The 19,140-nt window shown below is 29.7% G+C and carries 15 protein-coding genes; 7 read left to right on the forward strand and 8 right to left on the reverse strand.

The annotated features are described in order from the left end of the window. Nucleotides 1-10: 10 nt before the first annotated feature. The 4 genes from ACWYN7_RS03180 to ACWYN7_RS03195 all read right to left on the reverse strand — a co-directional run bounded on the left by ACWYN7_RS03180 (nt 11) and on the right by ACWYN7_RS03195 (nt 8,824). Nucleotides 11-4,234 (reverse strand): PAS domain S-box protein, encoded by a 4,224-nt coding sequence (locus ACWYN7_RS03180; RefSeq protein WP_462858402.1) that lies wholly within the window; start codon nt 4,232-4,234, stop codon nt 11-13. Between the two features lie 299 nt (nt 4,235-4,533). Further along, on the reverse strand, nt 4,534-6,390 hold the full coding sequence (gene glmS, locus ACWYN7_RS03185) for a glutamine--fructose-6-phosphate transaminase (isomerizing) (RefSeq protein WP_462858403.1): 1,857 nt from the start codon (nt 6,388-6,390) through the stop codon (nt 4,534-4,536). Between the two features lie 26 nt (nt 6,391-6,416). Beyond that, on the reverse strand, nt 6,417-8,003 hold the full coding sequence (locus ACWYN7_RS03190) for a DUF4270 domain-containing protein (RefSeq protein WP_462858404.1): 1,587 nt from the start codon (nt 8,001-8,003) through the stop codon (nt 6,417-6,419). Between the two features lie 11 nt (nt 8,004-8,014). Beyond that, nucleotides 8,015-8,824: a glycogen/starch synthase gene (locus tag ACWYN7_RS03195; RefSeq protein ID WP_462858405.1), complete on the reverse strand. Its 810-nt coding sequence runs from the start codon at nt 8,822-8,824 to the stop codon at nt 8,015-8,017. Nucleotides 8,825-8,920: 96 nt separating this feature from the next. Between ACWYN7_RS03195 and panC the strand changes: the two genes are divergently transcribed. The 4 genes from panC (at nt 8,921) to radA (ending at nt 12,797) form a co-directional block, all read left to right on the forward strand. After that, complete coding sequence (panC, locus tag ACWYN7_RS03200) at nt 8,921-9,772, forward strand: pantoate--beta-alanine ligase (RefSeq protein ID WP_462858406.1); 852 nt, start codon at nt 8,921-8,923, stop codon at nt 9,770-9,772. A gap of 24 nt (nt 9,773-9,796) precedes the next feature. Beyond that, nucleotides 9,797-10,147 (forward strand): aspartate 1-decarboxylase, encoded by a 351-nt coding sequence (gene panD / locus ACWYN7_RS03205; protein ID WP_459486225.1) that lies wholly within the window; start codon nt 9,797-9,799, stop codon nt 10,145-10,147. A 2-nt stretch (nt 10,148-10,149) separates the two neighbouring features. Beyond that, complete coding sequence (locus ACWYN7_RS03210; protein ID WP_462858407.1) at nt 10,150-11,094, forward strand: lysylphosphatidylglycerol synthase transmembrane domain-containing protein; 945 nt, start codon at nt 10,150-10,152, stop codon at nt 11,092-11,094. Nucleotides 11,095-11,435: 341 nt separating this feature from the next. Further along, entirely contained in the window at nt 11,436-12,797 is a 1,362-nt protein-coding gene (radA, locus tag ACWYN7_RS03215; protein WP_462858408.1) for a DNA repair protein RadA, read from the forward strand. Nucleotides 12,798-12,804: 7 nt separating this feature from the next. Here radA and ACWYN7_RS03220 read toward each other — a convergent pair whose 3' ends face one another. From ACWYN7_RS03220 to ACWYN7_RS03230, 3 genes are all read right to left on the reverse strand, one after another. Continuing rightward, complete coding sequence (locus tag ACWYN7_RS03220) at nt 12,805-13,812, reverse strand: sugar kinase (RefSeq protein ID WP_462858409.1); 1,008 nt, start codon at nt 13,810-13,812, stop codon at nt 12,805-12,807. A 150-nt stretch (nt 13,813-13,962) separates the two neighbouring features. Beyond that, entirely contained in the window at nt 13,963-14,709 is a 747-nt protein-coding gene (locus ACWYN7_RS03225) for a uroporphyrinogen-III synthase (RefSeq protein WP_462858410.1), read from the reverse strand. Nucleotides 14,710-14,727: 18 nt separating this feature from the next. After that, nucleotides 14,728-15,282, reverse strand: a complete 555-nt coding sequence (locus ACWYN7_RS03230) for a DUF4271 domain-containing protein (protein ID WP_462858411.1) — start codon at nt 15,280-15,282, stop codon at nt 14,728-14,730. A gap of 170 nt (nt 15,283-15,452) precedes the next feature. Between ACWYN7_RS03230 and ACWYN7_RS03235 the strand changes: the two genes are divergently transcribed. From ACWYN7_RS03235 to ACWYN7_RS03245, 3 genes are read left to right on the forward strand one after another with little or no spacing between them, the layout of a single operon-like run. Next, nucleotides 15,453-16,172, forward strand: a complete 720-nt coding sequence (locus ACWYN7_RS03235) for a polyprenol monophosphomannose synthase (RefSeq protein ID WP_462858412.1) — start codon at nt 15,453-15,455, stop codon at nt 16,170-16,172. Nucleotides 16,173-16,179: 7 nt separating this feature from the next. Next, a complete protein-coding gene (locus ACWYN7_RS03240; protein ID WP_462858413.1) occupies nt 16,180-17,517 on the forward strand; it encodes a dihydroorotase in 1,338 nt (445 codons plus the stop codon). A gap of 1 nt (nt 17,518) precedes the next feature. Beyond that, entirely contained in the window at nt 17,519-17,995 is a 477-nt protein-coding gene (locus ACWYN7_RS03245; protein WP_462858414.1) for a DUF4296 domain-containing protein, read from the forward strand. Here the strand turns inward: ACWYN7_RS03245 and ACWYN7_RS03250 are convergent. Beyond that, the gene (locus ACWYN7_RS03250; protein WP_462858415.1) at nt 17,988-18,989 is read right to left on the reverse strand and encodes an SDR family oxidoreductase; all 1,002 of its coding nucleotides are present in this window, start codon (nt 18,987-18,989) and stop codon (nt 17,988-17,990) included. The genes ACWYN7_RS03245 and ACWYN7_RS03250 overlap by 8 nt on opposite strands. Nucleotides 18,990-19,140: the final 151 nt, after the last annotated feature.

Here is a 19,140-nt window from a genome sequence, read left to right on the forward strand (position 1 = left end):
TATGTAATTGTTATGATTCTTCTATTGGTATAAAAATATTAACAGTTGTACCTTTATTAATTATAGACGTAATTTCAAACTTTCCTTTTATATTTTTAATTCGTTCTTGAACTGTAAATAAACCAAAGCCAGATCCATTTTCGTTTACAACTTTTTCTGTAGCATAATAATTGTTTAATTTATCTGTATTAAAACCAACACCATTATCTTTTATTATAATATCTACACCAGATTCATTTTTATTAAGATCTATAGTTATCTCAGTTGCTTGCGCATATTTTATAATGTTATTTAGCAATTCTTGTACACTTCTGTATAACAATATAGATTTTACCTCATCAAGTATTATTTGATCTATATTCTCGTTTATTTGCCCTTTTATTTTATGTTTTGTTTCTATACTTTCTAACAACCAATAAAGTGCTTCTACAATACCCAATTGATATAATATTGGTGGCGAAAGCTCTGAGGTTATATTACGACTATTGTCTAAAGCATCTGATATGTGTTCATAGATAAACTCTAAATCGTTATCTATTAATTTTAACTCTGGTTTTTTTCTTAACTCTTTAATTCTCATATTAGAAATAACTAAAGATTGACTTAAATGGTCGTGTATATTCGATGCTATTTCTTTCTTTTGTTTTTCTTCTAATAGCGTAATTTCTGTAGTTAATTTTTGAAGAGACTCTTGATATCTTTCAATTTTTTGTTGTGTAAATATTTTTTCTGTAACGTCTCTAGAAGAGGTTAAAATAAAGTCTATTTTATTATCTAAATAAATAACAGATATAGAACATTCTATCCAAATACTATGCCCTCTTTTATGTATTGCTCTACAAAAAAAAGTGTCGTTTGGTGTTTTTTTAAGAACTCTGTTTTCTATAGATGTTCTAAAATGCTGAACATCATCTTTATGAATTATGCTAAAACCAGGCGTTTCTATAAGTTCTGGTTCTTCATAACCCAAAATGTTTTTTATGGACGGACTAATGTATTTAAATGTACTATCTAATTTATGCAGACAAATAAGATCGTTAGAATTATCTGTTAATAATCGATACATTTTTTCTGCTTTGGCAATATTATCTCTAATTTGCTTTTGTTCTGTTACATCTTGAGCTGTACCATAACAACCAATTATATTGTTGTTTTCATCCTTTATTGCCTTACCTCTAGATATGATGTGTTTTAAAGTACCTTTTGTTGTAAAAACGTCTAATTCTAATTTATATGGTTTTTCATCTTTTAAACAATTGGCAACAGCTTCTTCCATTTTTAAAAAGCTCTCTTCTGTATACAATGTTTTTTGTTCAGCAAAGTCTGGTGCTCCAGATTCAATTGGCAATTCAAAAATATTATACAATTCCTTAGACCAATTTACCTGATCTGTTGCTGCTATATATTCCCAATTACCTAGATGTGCTAATGCTTGTGCTTCATTTAAAACCCTATTTAAATTATTTAGTTTTTCATTTTGTTCATCTAGCTTAATTTGTCTATTTTTTTGTTCTGTTATATCTTGAAAAACACCTATTAAACTTGTTATTTCTCCTTCGTCATTAATTCTTGGATATCCAATGGTATGTACCCATAGCAACTGATTTTTTTTATTTTTAAACCTTAAAACTAGGTCAAATTTTTTCTTTTGTTCTATACTTTCTTCAATTGCTTTGGCTAATCTAACATCAGAACCATCAATATAAAAAGCTACACATTCTTCTAATGGAGGAACTTTACCCACAGGAAGTCCGTGAATTGCAAAAACCTCATCAGACCAACGTATTTCTTGCGAAGGTAATTTTAGTTCCCAGGCCCCAACTTTTGCTAGTCTTCCAGATTCATTTGAAAGAAATTCACTTCTTTCTATTTCTTTTAATGCTTTTTTAGTTTCGGCTTCGCTTTGTTTTAAATTATTCTCTATAAGTTTTTGTTTAGTAACATCGCTCATCACCACTAAAGCTCCTAATATTTTACCTTTTGCATCTGAAAAAGAAACTCCATTACAAACGACTATTCTTGGTTCTTGATTTTTACTTTTTATTACAATTTCTCTATTAAAAATTTTCTCTCCATTAAAAGCACGTACCAAAGGTATTTCTTCTGTTTTTAACATGCTTTTGCCATCAGATTCGTACAAACCATAATATGATGCCCAATTTTCTTGTGGCGTATTCATTACGTCTATACCATGCCAATCTTTTGCTTTTTTATTAAATAAAACTAATTTACCTTCTGAATTGCATGCAATGATTCCTGCAGGTAGGTTTTCGGTCATTGCAGTAATAAATTCATTTTTTTCTTCTAATTCGTATTGTGCTTCTTTTATTTCTGTGACATCTTCTATAATGCTTAAAGCATATTTTTCATTACTAATATTAATAATTTGTGATGAAGATTTCCAGATTCTTACGTCGCCAGATTTAGTAATATACTCACTTACGAAATTGCTAATTTGCCCATTTTCTTCTAATCTGTCGAAGTATTTTTTTCGTTCATTTGGTGATTTCCAAATGTCTTTAGGGCTAATTTTAAAGCTTGTAAGCTCTTGAGAAGTGTAACCTGTTGCCTTTAATGCAATCTCGTTAGCATCTGTTATTTTATAGTCGCTTAAACGTGTAAGTACTATTAAATTAGGACTACTTTTAAATATGTTGTAAAATTTTTCTTCGCTTTCTTTTAACTTAAGTTCAGTCTGTTTTTTATCAGTAATATCTTGTAGTACCCCTCTTCTACCAATAATTTTATTATCGATATTAAAAATGGGCTGAACAACATTACGTATCCAAATTGTTTTATTTCTTAAATTTACCAAGCTAAACTCCATATCATACCCCTCTCCTTTTGTGCTAAGGCCTAGATTTAATTCTTTTAATTTTTCTTGAGTTTTTTTATCTAGTTTACTTACAATTTCTTCTAAATTTGGTGTTGGCCCTTTTGGATTAGAACCATAAATATGATGAATGTATTCTGACCAAGAGTAATCATTTGTTTCAGTAATATATTCCCAATAACCTATTTTAGCCAATTTACTGGCCTCGTTTAAAGAATATTCTTTTTCTGCTATAAGTTTTAAAGAATCTTCTATTTTCTTTTTATCAATAACTCTCTGAGTAACATCTCTTGCTGAAGTAACAAAATAGTTTAACTCATCGTTTTTATAAACAGGAGATGATAAAAACTCTAACCAAACGTAATGGCCTTCTTTATGTAAAAATCGATAAGTATAAGGTGTTGTGTTTTCTTTTATTTCAAGTAATATCTGATCTTTAACTGTTTTAAAATTATGATAATCTTTTGGATGAATGATATCAAAAAATGTTTTATCTGTAAAATAAGAATCATCATAACCTAATATTTTTTTTAACGACGGACTTATGTATTTAAATGAATAATCAGCCCTTTGCAAACAAATAATATCATTAGAATTGGCAGCCAATAATCGATACATTTCTTCTGCCTTTTTAATACCAACTGTTGCAGTTTCGTATTTTTGTTTATAGCTTAATGGCTGAAAAACATCTTTTATTTTTACCCCTTTTATTGGTGATGATTGTAAATCTAAATAACGCAAATAGATATAAAAAAGGGTAGTGTAAAAGACTACAAAAAATGCCTTAGAGATTAATCCTGATACTAAAATAGAGTTCAATTTTTCTGAACTCCAAAAGACAGCAAATGAAAAACAAATGCTATCGAAACTAACAACCAAGAGCATGGTTAAAAATACCTGAAAGAATAAAGGCCTTATTTTTTTAGCTATAAACTCGAAAATTATGATGATTAATAATGAATCTAAAAACAACAATACTGTGCCAATAAACAACGCCCAAGCACTAGTATCAAAAAAAGTGGTAGTAAGGTTTAATGGGTTATCTGTAGCGTCTTTAAGGCTTAATCCAAAAATTTGTAAATAAATAGAAATTAAAACATTTACAATTACTAAAGCATAAATTATTTTTTTTGTTTCTGTTGCATCATCTTTTATATAAATAATCAATAGAGCAAAGAGCGTAGCTGTAAAAAAAACGGTAGATCCTGGAGAAATAATTAAGTTGTCTGTAATAGAAACGTATAAAGTACTCGATAAAAATACTTGCAAGAATTGTAATAAACCTAAACAGGCAAATAAAATTCCAATTCCTAGCCTTTTACGTAATCTAAAAAATAATAGAATTACAAATGCTATTAAACTGGCTTGTACAAATAAAAGACCTATTTGTGTATAATTCATAATTGGGGATAGTTGAATAAAATAAGCTTTTTAAAATTTACTTTATCTATTTTGTGCAAAATAAAATAATATTCTAAATTTATTTAAAAATTTTAATTTTTTTTAAAAAAATTAATTACTTGTAATGTTTTGTTTAACAGATACTTATTTTAAATAAAATCAATTAGTTAGTTAATATTTACTCATAAATATCCGTCTTATATAGTAAATTAAAAGAGCAATTAAGAATATAAAGATTAATGAAAATAAAAAAGCCAACTTATCAGTTGGCTTTTATTATGATATAAATTGAATAAAAATTACTCTACTGTAACCGATTTTGCTAAATTTCTAGGTTGATCTACATTTTTATCTAACATTACAGCAATATGATAAGATAATAACTGTAAAGGTATTGTAGTTAGCAAAGGCGTTAAAGCTTCTTCTGTATCTGGTATTTCTATAATATGATCTGCAATTTCTTTTACTTGGGTATCTCCTTCTGTAACAATTGCTATAATTTTACCTGCTCTAGATTTAATTTCTTGAATATTACTTACCACTTTTTCGTAATGCCCTTTATTGGTTGCAATTACAAAAATTGGCATATTTTCATCAATCAAAGCAATAGGACCATGTTTCATTTCTGCAGCTGGATATCCTTCTGCATGGATGTATGAAATTTCTTTTAATTTTAATGCCCCTTCTAAAGCAACCGGAAAGTTAAAGCCTCTACCTAAATACAAACAATTTTTGGCATCTTTATAAACAGCAGCTATACTTTTAACATGATCATCGATTTTTAAAAGTTCTTCTACTTGATTCGGAATAAGGTACATTTTTTGAATATAACCTTTAAAATCTTCTTCCGATAAAGAACCATTTGCTTGTCCTAATTTTAAAGCTATTAAAGTTAACACTGTAATTTGTGTTGTAAATGCTTTGGTAGATGCTACACCTATTTCTGGTCCTGCGTGAGTGTAAGCTCCAGAATGTGTTTCTCTTGCAATAGAAGACCCCACAACATTACACACACCATACACAAAAGCGCCTTTAGATTTTGCCAATTTAATAGCAGCAAGCGTATCTGCAGTTTCACCCGATTGCGAAATGGCAATTACCACATCTTTATCTGTAATTATTGGGTTTCTATATCTAAATTCTGATGCATATTCTACCTCTACAGGAATTCTAGCCATATCTTCAAAAAGATATTCTGCTACTAAACCTGCATGCCAAGAAGTACCACAAGCCACAATAATAATTCTGTTGGCATTTAAAAATTTATCAAGATTTAAGTCTACACTAGACATCTTGATCATATTTTTATCTGCTAACATTCTACCTCTAAAAGTATCGGTTATTGCTTTTGGTTGTTCGTGAATTTCTTTTAACATAAAATGGTCATAACCTCCTTTTTCAATTTGGTCTAAACTCATTTGAAGTTCTTGAATGTTCGGTTCTACCTGAGAGTCGTCGTTAATTTTATGTATTTTAACTTGTTTACCAAGTTTAATAATAGCCATTTCTTCGTCTTCTAAATAAATGGCATTTTTGGTATATTCTACAAAAGGTGATGCATCTGACGCAACAAAAAACTCTTTTTTATCTTTGCCAACACCAATTGCTATTGGGCTTCCTAAACGCGCTACAATTATTTCATCAGGATTGGTTTTATCAAAAACGGTAATTGCATAAGCACCAACTACATTTGTTAACGCTAGTTGCACAGCTTTACCTAATTTACAACCTTCTGTTATTTTTACTTCTTCTATTAAATTTAATAAAACTTCGGTATCTGTATCACTTTTAAAAGAATATCCTCTAGAGATTAATTCTTTTTTAATGGTATCGTAATTTTCGATAATTCCATTGTGAACAATAACTAAATTTTCTGATTTTGATAAATGTGGGTGAGAGTTTACATCATTTGGTATTCCATGTGTGGCCCATCTTGTATGGCCCATACCAATAGTTCCTTTTTTTCTTTCATCATCTTTACCAACAATTTCTTCTAAATCAGAAACCTTTCCTTTTGTTTTAGATAAATGCATCGTTCCATTATCGTAAACCATGACACCTGCGCTATCATAACCTCTATACTCTAGTCTTTTTAAACCATTAATTACTATTGGATAGGCTTCTCTATAACCTATGTAAGCTGATATTCCACACATACATAAATGTTTTAGGGGTTAGTTGATTATTGTTTTTCTGTGTACGATATTTTTAATACTGCTTTTTTAGCTTCGTCTACTGTGGTATTATTAAAAAGAGTAACCGCCTTAGGATTCCAACTAAAATTTCTAAAAATAGTATCTGTAGTTGTTGTTGGTAAATCTGTAGGATTATAAACCTTTAATCTTAAATTAGCAGAATAAGCTATTTCATCGTTTAAAATATCAGAAACATAATCTGTTATTCTAAACGTATACTTTTCTACTTTTCCATTTGCATCTCTTTCTAGCTCTCCTTCAATACCTCCAAAAGAAGCTTCGCTAGTTGCATCTTTAATCTGGCTAAAAGTAGTACTTGTTGCGCCATTATACGTCTTATATAAATATAATCTTTCTGGAACATTCAATGTATCTGCAGATTGGTTAATATAAAAAGTTAAAGAAGCATCGTTTATTAACCAATTATTTTCTTTTAATTCATTAACCTTTGCCTCATTAAATAATGTAATATTTGCTTCGCTACCAGCAGCACCTTGTATTTTAATTTCGTCGTTTACAGGATATGTTTTTTCTTCCATTTTAAAGGTATTTACTCTAAAACCAGATAATGGAAAACTATTATTATTAGTAATTGTATCTAAAATTGTATTGCCTGCTTTTAAAACTGTATTTGTATAATAAATCTCTAAAGAAGGGTTTAAACTAGTTGCTGTATTATTAAAGTTAAAAGAAATTAAAGAACCTTCGTTGCCTGTTGCTTCTAAAATTAAACCTCTAAAATAATCGTTAAATGCTTCTTGAGAATCGAATTCTCCTGTTTCGTATTTATCTAAAAATAATTCTTTAATCTTTTCTTCATCTAAGGGAACTCTTGCAAAAGGCACTGGCAAAGTACTGGTTGTAGAACTATAAACCTTAATTGTATCTTGTGTAGCAACATCATCATTAAACAATCTTCTTTTAACCACAAACATTGTATCTACAGGTACTAACTCTCCATCTACAGTTTCGTAATTTGGTTTAAATTGATAATTTATTTCGCTATTTAATGCTGTACCTGTTTTTTCGAAATCATCATTAGAATAAAAACTATTAATCTTTGTTGGATCTAGAGGATTGTATAAGTTTAAATAGGTATTTGATCGATAAACATTTAAGGTAAACGCTTCTGTTTGATTGCCAATAATTGAGTCTAAATCGTAACCAGTATTGTCTGAATTTAAAACAACTTGATAAGGGATTTTTAAAAATACTGTATCTATTTTTGTAACTACAGTAGTATCTGCACCATAAATATTATCATCGTCTATTACTTGTAAACCTGTTGGTATTTGTATTTGAGAAACAATAGAAGCTTCTAACTTTTCGTAATCTGAACTTGCATAAACGCCTAATAAATATTGCCCAAGTTGACGAGAAATATTATCTGATTGTATTTTTTCTAAATCACTGTTTTCTGCAACAATATCTACTGTAACAGCATTTGTGTTAAATTTGGTATTGCTAAGTACGTTAGAATTTATGTTTGTAAAATCTTCTTCGCAGGATATAATAGCAACTGATAAGCACACTAATATGCTTACTAAAACACTTCTTCTTATAATTTTTCTCACTTTAAAAACAATTAACTAACTGATAAAATATCAGTATAAAAATTTAAATAAGATTCTTTAATGTTCTCTGATTGATATTCTAAAACAGCCTTTTCTTTCTCTTCGATAAAAGAAACTAATTCGTCATCAATACTTTCACTTCCGTGAATAATTGCATCAGAATTTTCGATGGCGCTTTTTAAAATATTTATATGATTTGGTGTTTGTAATGTTTCAATTTTATCAGATTCATCTAAATCAAATTTTACTTTGTCCGATAATCCTGAGTTTAAAGTTCCTTCAAAACCACTATTATATAAAGAGGTAACTATTTTGCTTTCTGTAAATAAAGGCTCTTCTTTGTAAAACTCTCTTAAATAAAGAGGTAATAAAGATGCCATCCATCCATGAATATGGATAATATCTGGAGCCCAATTTAATTTCTTTACCGTTTCTACAACACCTTTTGCAAAGAAAATTGCTCTTTCGTCATTATCAGAAAAAAGTTGATCATCTTCATCTGTAAATACCGCTTTTCTTTTAAAATACTCTTCGTTGTCAATAAAATAAACCTGCATTCTTTCTTTTGGAATAGAAGCAACTTTAATAATTAACGGCATATCTAAATCATTCACAACCAAATTCATACCAGATAAACGAATTACTTCGTGCAACTGATGTCTTCTTTCGTTTATTACTCCATACCTTGGCATAAATATACGGGTTTGTACACCCTTAGAATGTGCGTTTTTAGCTGAGCTAAAAGCCGTTGAAGACAGTTCTGTTTCGGGTAAATACGGAACAACTTCAGACGATACAAATAAAATTCTCTTGTCCTTCATTAAAATCAAACTCTTTTATAAGGTTGCAAAAATACAAATTATTATGCAAATATGGTGTTAAAATGGTAAGTTTGCATACTTTATATCCTAATTAGAATGAACGTTTTTAAAGAAAAGCAGGCGCTAAAAGTTTATTTATCAAAGTTAAAAGCTCAAAATAAAACCATTGGTTTTGTACCTACAATGGGCGCTTTACACCAAGGGCATTTATCATTAATAAAAAAAGCTAAAGAAAAAAACGACCTTGTTGTGGTTAGCATTTTTGTTAACCCTACACAATTCGATAATAAAGAAGATTTAGCAAAATACCCTAAAACATTAGACAACGACATGAATCTTTTATTGGGTGTTTCTTGCGATGTTCTTTTTCATCCAACTGTAGAAGAAATTTACAACAAAAATATTATTTCTCAAAAATTCGATTTCGACGGATTAGAGCACGAAATGGAAGGTAAATTTAGAGATGGACATTTTGATGGTGTAGGAACTATTGTAAAAACCTTCTTCGAAATTGTAGAGCCAGACAAAGCTTATTTTGGTAAAAAAGACTTTCAACAGCTACAAATCATCAAAAAAATGGTGAAAAAAAACAGAATTCATGTTAAAATAAAAGGCTGTGAAATTTTTAGAGAAAAAGATGGTTTAGCAATGAGTTCTAGAAATGCCAGATTATCTAAAGCACACAGAGAAGCTGCTCCTTTTATTTATAAAACACTAAAACAAGCTAGAAAAAAATTTGGCACAGAAAATGCTTCTACTATTTCTGAATGGGTAGAACATCTTTTTAAAAATCATCCTTTGTTAGATTTAGAGTATTTTACCATTGCTGAAGAAAAAACGTTAAAAACTATAAAAAACAAAGAATCTGGCAAAAAATACAGAGCGTTTATCGCAGTTTTTGCAGGTGATATTAGATTGATTGATAACATTCGTTTAAAAAACAATTAACCAAAAAAAGCTTATTTTTGCAACATGTTAGTACAAGTAGTAAAATCTAAAATCCACCGTGTAAAAGTTACAGGTGCAGATTTAAATTATATAGGAAGCATTACCATTGATGAAGATTTAATGGATGCTGCAGGTATTATAGAAGGAGAACGTGTGCAGATTGTTAATAATAATAACGGAAACCGTTTAGAAACTTATGCAATTCCTGGCCCACGAAAAAGTGGAGAAATCACCTTAAATGGTGCAGCTTCTAGATTAGTTGCTGTAGGTGATGTTTTAATTCTAATTGTGTATGCTTTTATGGAACTAGAACAAGCCAAAACGTTTAAACCAAAACTCGTTTTTCCTAACGAAAAAGACAACACACTTACTTAATTTTGGACATCAAAAAAATTTTAAAAACCATACTACCTCTCGCTTTGGGAGGTTTTTTAGTTTGGTATTCTTTGTCTGATATTTCAATTGAAACATTAGGCCTATATTTTAAAGAAGCCAATTATGGATGGATATTTCTTGGGTTATTTTTTGGTATTTTAAGTCACCTTTCTAGAGCCTATAGATGGAAATTTATGCTAGAGCCTTTAGGCTTTAAACCAAAATTTACCAATAGTGTTTTAGCAGTTTTAGTGGGCTATTTGGTTAATTTAGCTTTGCCAAGAGCTGGAGAAATTTCAAGAGCAACAGTAATGGCAAATTACGAAAACATTCCTTTCGAAAAAGGATTTGGAACCATTGTAGCAGAACGATTGGCAGATTTAATTATGATGCTTTCTATTGTTGCCATAACGCTTTTTGTTCAATTCGATTTTATTTACAACTTGTTAACTAAAAACTTCGATCCTACAAAAATTATCATTGGTTTCATCATCTTAATTATTGGGTTCTTTGTTTTTTCATCATTTGTAAAAAAGGCAGAATCTGGTTTTTTATTAAAAATTAAAACCTTTGTTTCGGGTTTAATTGAAGGAGTTACAAGCATTTTTAAAATGAAAAATAAGTGGGCATTTATAGCTCACACTATTTTTATTTGGGTAATGTATGTGGCCATGTTTTGGGCAACAATACCTGCTATTGAAGGTTTAAACGTTCCTTTTGGAGGAATTTTAATAGGCTTTATTGCTGGTGGATTTTCTATTGCTGCTACTAATGGCGGAATTGGTTTATACCCAATTGCTGTGGCTGGAGCTTTAGCTTTGTTTAATATTCCAACAGAACCTGCAACCGCTTTTGGTTGGATTATGTGGACAGCCCAAACAGCCATGATTATCGTTTTTGGAGGGTTAGCATTTGCACTACTTCCTGTTGTAAATAAAAACAAATAGCTTCGCGTAATTTTTATTAAAAATTTTATCTATAAGTTGGGCGTTCCCTAAAGGTCGCGCTTTCACTACTCGCTTTTTTATTTTATCAAATAAAAAGAGCTCAAACAGGTCGTTCAATCGCTAACGCAACTATTTGCCAGCTTATAAAAAATCCGAAGAACTTTTTTTTTATTTAAGAGCTAAAAACTTTTCAATATGCAACACCTTTTAAGTTTTAAAAACCTGAAAAGGTCAACTTTCTTTAATAAATTTCTAGAATAGCAAGTTGTAAAAAATAGATAATTATAATCTAACTTTACTTTGTAACTTTACGCCTATCAAACTTTGCAACTCTAATAAAAATGGCCAAAACCAAAACAACTTTTTTCTGTCAGAACTGTGGAACTCAACATGCAAAATGGGTAGGTCAATGTGGTGCTTGTAAAGAGTGGAATACCATTGTAGAAGAAGTAATTCAGAAAGAAGAAAAACGAGTTTGGAAACAATCTACCACAGCAAAACAATCGGTTAACAAACCTTTAAAAATTGCTGATATTGTTCTAAATCCTGAAGAACGAGTAATCACTAAAAACAACGAATTAGACACAGTTTTAGGTGGTGGTTTGGTAAAAGGTTCTGTAACTCTTTTAGGTGGTGAACCTGGTATTGGAAAATCGACATTATTATTACAAGTTGCTTTAAATATTGCACAAAAAGTATTATATGTTTCTGGTGAAGAAAGTCAATCTCAAATAAAAATGAGAGCAGAACGTTTGGATGCACAAAACTCCAATTGTTTAATTTTAACAGAAACCAATACACAGCAAATTTTCAAAAATATCGAAGAAACTGAGCCAGAAGTTTTGGTAATAGATTCTATTCAAACTTTACATACAAATGCAATAGAAGCTTCTCCTGGAAGCATTTCTCAAATTCGAGAAACGAGTGCAGAATTGATAAAATTTGCCAAAGAAACTGCAACACCTGTGTTGTTGATAGGTCATATCAACAAAGAAGGTAACATTGCTGGGCCAAAAATTTTAGAACATATGGTTGATGTGGTTTTACAATTTGAAGGCGATAGAAATCATACCTATAGAATTTTAAGAAGTCAGAAAAACAGATTTGGTTCTACATCAGAATTAGGGATTTATGAAATGTTGTCTAATGGTTTGCGCGAAATTTCTAATCCGTCAGAAATTTTAATTTCTAAAAAAGATGCAGATTTAAGCGGAACTGCAATTGCATCAACTTTAGAAGGAATACGACCTTTAATGATTGAAATTCAAGCTTTGGTTTCTACAGCAGTTTACGGAACTCCACAACGTTCTACAACAGGTTACAATCTAAAAAGGTTAAATATGTTATTGGCGGTTTTAGAAAAAAGAGCAGGATTTAAATTGGGTGCAAAAGATGTGTTTTTAAACATCACTGGCGGAATTAATGTTGATGATCCTGCTATTGATTTGGCTGTGGTTGCTGCCATTTTATCATCCAATCAAGATATTGCCATTAACCCTAATGTTTGTTTTGCAGCAGAGGTTGGTTTGGCTGGTGAAATTAGACCTGTATCAAAAATTGATCAACGCATATTAGAAGCAGAAAAGTTAGGTTACAAAAGTTTTGTTGCTTCGAAATACAATAAAATATCCTCTAAAAATCATTCTATAAGATTAATTTTAGTTGGTAAAATTGAAGAAGCTTTTGCAACTTTGTTTGCCTAAACTCTTATTATCTTTTTATTTTACCAGAAGTATTCCCTTCCATTAAACTAAGTACATTATCTAAAGAAACCATATTTACATCGCCAACCACTGTGTGTTTTAATGCGCAAGCTGCAGTTGCAAAATTTAAGGCCTGTAAATCATCATCTTTATAATGCAATAATCCATAAATAATTCCAGAAGCAAAAGCATCTCCAGTTCCAACACGATCTATAACATGTGTAATATCTAATTTATCGGCTTTTATATATTCTTTGCCTGTCCACATTTTTCCTTGAATTTGCTGATGAGAAGCACTTATCGATTTTCTGGTTTTACCAACCACTTTTTCTATTCTTGGAAAAGCATCCATTAATTCTTTTGCTGCAGCTTTAAATCCAGATGACTTGTCTCCTAAACCAAACATTTCTTGAATTCCACGACTACTTGTTATTACAATATCAGTATTTTTAACCAAATCTGGCATAACTTCTTGCATGGTTTTGCCATATTTCCACATATTTTTACGCGAATTAATATCACCAGAAACTTTAACGCCCAATTTATTTGCGGTTTTTATAGCTTCTAAACAACATTGAGCTGCACCTTCAGAAATTGCAGGAGTAATCCCTGTCCAATGAAACCAATCTGCGCCTTTAAGCACCTCATCCCAATTAATCATTTCTGGTTTTATTAAAGAAAATGCAGAACCTTCTCTTTCATAAATAACTTCGCTAGATCTATGCACAGCTCCTTTTTGAAGAAAATACTTGCCCAACATATGATCGCCATAAATAACATTTATAGTACCCAACCAATGTTTTCTTAAAAATTGAGTTGCTGCTCTACCAAGAGCATTGTCTGGAAAACGAGTTACATGAGCAGCTTTCATACCTAAATAACTACAAGAAATTGCAACATTGGCTTCTCCTCCTCCATAAACAAGATCAAAAGAACTTGCTTGAGAAAACATTGTGTATCCTGGTGGCGATAAACGCATCATAACTTCTCCGAAAGTAATCAATTTCTTTTCCATAATATTTTTGGTTGGGAGGTTAAGATATTAAAAAAATCACCTTAATTCAAGAGAAAAAAATTCTAAGAGAATACAAATTACCTTTTTACGCATAAAAAAGCCGAACATAAATGTTCGGCTTTTTTATTACATTCTTAAAATGTAGTGTATTTATTTTTTATTTACTTCTTTTATATACTTATCTAAAGCCATAGTCATAGAAGGTGTTTCTTGAGATGGTGCAACAATATCGCACTTTAAACCTGCATCTGTAACTGCTTTAACAGTAGAGTTACCAAAGGCAGCAATTCTAGTATTGTTTTGTTTAAAATTCGGGAAGTTTTGAAATAATGATTCAATTCCTGAAGGACTAAAGAAAACTAATACATCGTAAAATACATTTTCTAAATCAGACAAATCACTTACTACAGTTCTGTATAAATCTACTCTTTTCCAAGTAATTCCTAATTTGTCTAATTCTGCAGGAATTAATGGTTTTAATTTATCTGAAGAAGGTAATAAAAACTTTTCTGTTTTGTGTTTCTTAATCAATTTTGTTAATTCTGGAAACGTTCTATTACCAACATAAATCTTACGCTTTCTATAAACCACATACTTTTGTAAGTAATATGCTACAGCTTCTGACTGGCAGAAATACTTCATAGAATCTGGCACTTTAAAGCGCATTTCTTCTGCAATTCTAAAAAAATGATCTACAGCGTTTCTACTTGTTAAAATAATTGCACTAAAATTATGCAAATCTAACTTTTCTGCTCTCACTTCTTTTACAGGAATCCCTTCTACGTGAATAAAAGATCTAAAATCTATTTTCACTTTTTGCTTATCAGACAAATCAAAATATGGAGATGTTTCTGTCTTTGGTGCTGGTTGTGAAACCAATATCGTTTTCACTTTCATATGCTTTCGATTTTGTATTTAAAACATCAATTTAAAAAGTACAAATAGCGGTGCTATTTCGAAGGCGCAAATGTACAAAATAAAATAAAACAACTTGTTAAAAATCAGCTTTTTATTTCTTATCCCTGAAAAGATGAATCTTAGCATAAATAAAACAGCTGTAAAATAAAAAACATAGGTAGGTTTTATGTTAGAAAATTGATATAAAATTAAGGCTATGTATAGCAAAAAAGAAATACTATTTAAAGAGTTAATTTTAGAAACCATAAAAAAACCAACTTCATTTTTAATCAAAAAAAGTATTGATAATAAGTATTCTAAAGCTCTCTTAACCAATAAATACACCAAAACACAACCAAAAATTGTAGAAAAATTTGCAAAACTGTTTATTGTTTCTGGCACTTTATAAATTTTAAAAATTAAGGTTAAAGTTGATAAAACTGTAGCAGAAAATATAAAAATGATTACTTGAAATGGGTTAAAAAAACTTATAGAATCGTATTGATCATCATCTATTAAACTTAGATTAAATAACGCCAGAAAATTATGCTTTACCCTTTTAGGATTAAGCATTTTTAATAGAAAAACGCTTACAAGTAAAAAAAATAAAAGAATTGTGATCCAATTATTTATATATTCTATATTTTCTATTGCTTGCAATTAACTTTCCTTTATGAATTATAGAAGCAAAATTAGTAATTAAAAAATGTATATTTGCCTACTTACTACATGAAAATTAATTTATGTCAGACGCTTTAGTCATCATTCCAACCTACAACGAAAAAGAAAACATTGAGGCTATCATAAGAGCTACTTTCAATCAAGAAAAAGTATTTCATATTTTAATTGTTGATGATAACTCGCCAGATGGAACTGCAACAATTGTAGAAAACTTAATGCAAGAGTTTCCTGATCAGCTTTTTATAGAAAAAAGGAAAGGAAAAAATGGTTTGGGTACAGCTTACATTCACGGTTTTAAATGGGCTTTAATAAAAAAGTACGATTACATTATAGAAATGGATGCCGATTTTTCTCATAATCCAGAAGATTTAATTCGTTTATATACTGCATGTGCTATAGAAAACAACGATGTTTCTGTGGGTTCTAGATATGTAAATAACCAAGTAAATGTAGTAAATTGGGATATAAAACGTTTATTACTCTCTTACTTTGCCTCAAGATATGTTCGTGTTATTACTCGAATTCCTTTGTTTGATACCACAGCAGGATTTGTTTGTTGGAAACGCAAAGTACTAGAAACCATAAATCTCGATAAAATTAGATTTGTGGGTTATGCTTTTCAAATTGAAATGAAATTTAAAGCATGGAAACACAAATTTAAAATTAAAGAAGTTTCCGTAATTTTTACAGACAGAGATTTAGGAACTTCTAAAATGAGTGGTAATATTGTTTACGAAGCTTTATTTGGGGTTATCAGAATGAGATTAAAAGGTTTAAAATAAAATAATTATGAGCTCTTTTCTAATTAAAAACGCAACAATTGTTAATGAAAACAAAACTTTTAAAGCAGATGTTTTTATTAAAAATGAAATAATTCAAGAAATTTCATCAGAAATTAAAGTTGATGAAAATACCGAAATTATAAATGCAGAAGGCAAATATTTAATTCCTGGTTTTATAGACGATCAAGTGCATTTTAGAGAACCTGGTTTAACACATAAAGCAAATATTGCTACAGAAAGTAGAGCTGCTGTTGCTGGCGGAATTACCACTTTTATAGAAATGCCAAACACAGTACCACAAGCTACAACACAAGATTTATTAGAGGATAAATTTAAAATTGCAGCTAAAGATTCTTACGCAAATTATTCTTTTATGTTTGGTGGTACTAATGATAATTTAGAAGAATTATTAAAGACAGATCCTAAAAAAGTTGCCGGAATTAAATTGTTCTTAGGTTCATCTACAGGAAATATGTTAGTTGATAATGAAGAAATTTTAGAAAAAATATTTTCATCAACAAAAATGATTATTTCTGTACACTGTGAAGACGAAGCAACTATCAGAAAAAATACACAAGACTATAAAGAGAAATATGGAGATGATATTCCTGTAAAATACCATCCAATAATTAGAAGCGAAGAAGCTTGTTATTTATCTTCATCAAAAGCAATTGAGCTAGCAAAAAAAACTGGTGCACGTTTGCATATTTTTCATTTGTCAACAGAAAAAGAAACTCACCTTTTTAGAAACGATATTCCTTTAGAAGAAAAACAAATTACAGCAGAAGTTTGCATACATCACTTATGGTTTTCTGATAAAGATTATGCAGAAAAAGGAACACATATAAAATGGAATCCTGCTGTAAAATCAGAAAAAGACAGACAAGGTTTATGGAAAGCATTGTTAGATGATAGAATTGATGTTTTAGCTACAGACCATGCACCTCATACTTTAGAAGAAAAAGACAATGTGTACACAAAAGCGCCAAGTGGTGGGCCTTTAGTACAACATGCAGTTACAGCGATTTTAGAAAAAGTAAAAGAAGGCGTTATTTCTATAGAAAAAGCCGTTGAAAAGATGAGCCATAATCCTGCAAAATTATTCCAAATCGAAAAAAGAGGATTTGTTAAAGAAGGTTTTTATGCAGATTTAGTTTTAATTGATACAAACAAACCACAAACCGTTTCTAAAGACAATATTTTATACAAATGTGGCTGGTCTCCTTTTGAAGGCACTACATTTTCATCAACAATATCACACACATTTGTAAATGGAAATTTAATGTATAACGAAGGTGTTTTTAATGATGAAATAAAAGGAAAAAGACTTACATTTAATCGTTAATATGAAAAAACTAGGTTTCTTCTTTTTTGCTTTTATTTTCTTAGTTTCTTGTACAAGTAATACCATTTTCGAGAAACCCAAAGATTTAATACCAAAAGATACCATGAGTCTTTTAGTACAAGAAATGATGATTGCCACTTCGTCTAAATACGTTAAAAACAAAAATCAAGAAAAAAACATTAATTATATGCCTTTGGTATATGATCGTTTTAAGATAGACAGTAGTCGTTACCAAAGAAGTAATTTATACTACATGTCTAAAATAGATTTGTATAAAGAAATTTTTGAAGACGCAAAAGAGAGCTTAGAAAAACAAACCTCTCATTACAAAGTAATTCAAGAAGTTAGAGATTCTATTAGAAAAGATTCTATTGCAAAAGTTAAAAATCTAAAGAAAATAGAAGATTCTATAAAAAAGCAAAAAATTAAAGAAATAGATAGAAATAATACTTCTTTAAAAGGCTTAAATCCTAATTAATAGAATAATTTTTACAGATCTTTTGAATTGATTTTTCTATAGATTCAAATTGATAACCCAATAATGTTTCTATTTTTTTTGATGAATATTCTGAAACAGAATGTGCAGATTTTGCAGAATATTTACTCAGTAAAGGTGCTTTACCCGTAAATTTTGAGATCAACCAAGCAACTCTCCAAAACAAAGCTGTTTGCCAAGGTTTTATTTTTTTAGAAGGTCGTTTTTTACCAAAAGCATTTGCAATAAGATCAAAAATTTGTTTGTAGGTTTTGTTTTCTGAAACTAAAATAAAACGCTCGTTTTTTACACTAGCATTCATCAATTGTATCATTGGTTTTACAACATCTTGCACAGATACAAAACCTGTTACACCTTCTGTATAATACTTAAATCCATTATACACTTTACTAAATAATTTGCCTGAACCAGAATCCCAAAAACCACTTCCTAAAATTACGCCTGGGTTTACAATTACTACTTCAATATCTTCTTGGCTTGCCCTCCAAACTTCCATTTCTGCACCAAATTTTGTAATAGAATAACCACTATTGTCTAGCTCTTTATTCCATTCATTTTCTTCAGAAATTAAGTTGCCATTTATAGAATCGCCAACAGCTGCAATAGAACTTACAAAGCATAATTTATCAATTTTAGCATCAATGCAAAGATTCACCAGATTTGCAGTTCCGTAAATATTTACTTTTCGCATTTTTCTATAATCTTTAGAATTAAAAGAAATAAATGCAGCACAATGATACACTTTTTTTACGTTTACAAGTGCAGGAATCATTGAAGGTATATCTGTAATATCTGCTTTAATCCATTCTATTTTATCAAACAAAAAATCAGTATTTGCATAAAAAGAAAATACTTTTTTTACCTTTTCTAAAGTAGATTTTGTTCTATAAATTGCTCTAATTTTATCGTTCTCTAAACACAAATGATACAACAAATGCGAACCCACTAAACCTGTACCTCCAGTAACTAAAATCATACTGCGAATTTATGGTTTTTTGTTCGATAAGTTTATCTTTGCAACCAAAATCAGTATATTTTATCATATACATTTAAAGTAAAACCAAGCTTATAGATATCTATTAAAAACTTCTACAAGCGCAGATAATTACCAAAATTTATAATAGAAT

The sequence above is a fragment of the Polaribacter sp. M10 genome, assembly GCF_054968445.1.

What these genes read in the sequence shown, in the direction of transcription:
- ACWYN7_RS03180 (WP_462858402.1), bottom strand. Translation starts at nt 4,234, where the DNA reads ATGAATTATACACAAATAGGTCTTTTATTTGTACAAGCCAGTTTAATA.
- glmS (WP_462858403.1), bottom strand. Translation starts at nt 6,390, where the DNA reads ATGTGTGGAATATCAGCTTACATAGGTTATAGAGAAGCCTATCCAATA.
- ACWYN7_RS03195 (WP_462858405.1), bottom strand. Translation starts at nt 8,824, where the DNA reads ATGAAGGACAAGAGAATTTTATTTGTATCGTCTGAAGTTGTTCCGTAT.
- panC (WP_462858406.1), top strand. Translation starts at nt 8,921, where the DNA reads ATGAACGTTTTTAAAGAAAAGCAGGCGCTAAAAGTTTATTTATCAAAG.
- panD (WP_459486225.1), top strand. Translation starts at nt 9,797, where the DNA reads ATGTTAGTACAAGTAGTAAAATCTAAAATCCACCGTGTAAAAGTTACA.
- radA (WP_462858408.1), top strand. Translation starts at nt 11,436, where the DNA reads ATGGCCAAAACCAAAACAACTTTTTTCTGTCAGAACTGTGGAACTCAA.
- ACWYN7_RS03220 (WP_462858409.1), bottom strand. Translation starts at nt 13,812, where the DNA reads ATGGAAAAGAAATTGATTACTTTCGGAGAAGTTATGATGCGTTTATCG.
- ACWYN7_RS03225 (WP_462858410.1), bottom strand. Translation starts at nt 14,709, where the DNA reads ATGAAAGTGAAAACGATATTGGTTTCACAACCAGCACCAAAGACAGAA.
- ACWYN7_RS03230 (WP_462858411.1), bottom strand. Translation starts at nt 15,282, where the DNA reads ATGCTTAATCCTAAAAGGGTAAAGCATAATTTTCTGGCGTTATTTAAT.
- ACWYN7_RS03235 (WP_462858412.1), top strand. Translation starts at nt 15,453, where the DNA reads ATGTCAGACGCTTTAGTCATCATTCCAACCTACAACGAAAAAGAAAAC.
- ACWYN7_RS03240 (WP_462858413.1), top strand. Translation starts at nt 16,180, where the DNA reads ATGAGCTCTTTTCTAATTAAAAACGCAACAATTGTTAATGAAAACAAA.
- ACWYN7_RS03245 (WP_462858414.1), top strand. Translation starts at nt 17,519, where the DNA reads ATGAAAAAACTAGGTTTCTTCTTTTTTGCTTTTATTTTCTTAGTTTCT.
- ACWYN7_RS03250 (WP_462858415.1), bottom strand. Translation starts at nt 18,989, where the DNA reads ATGATTTTAGTTACTGGAGGTACAGGTTTAGTGGGTTCGCATTTGTTG.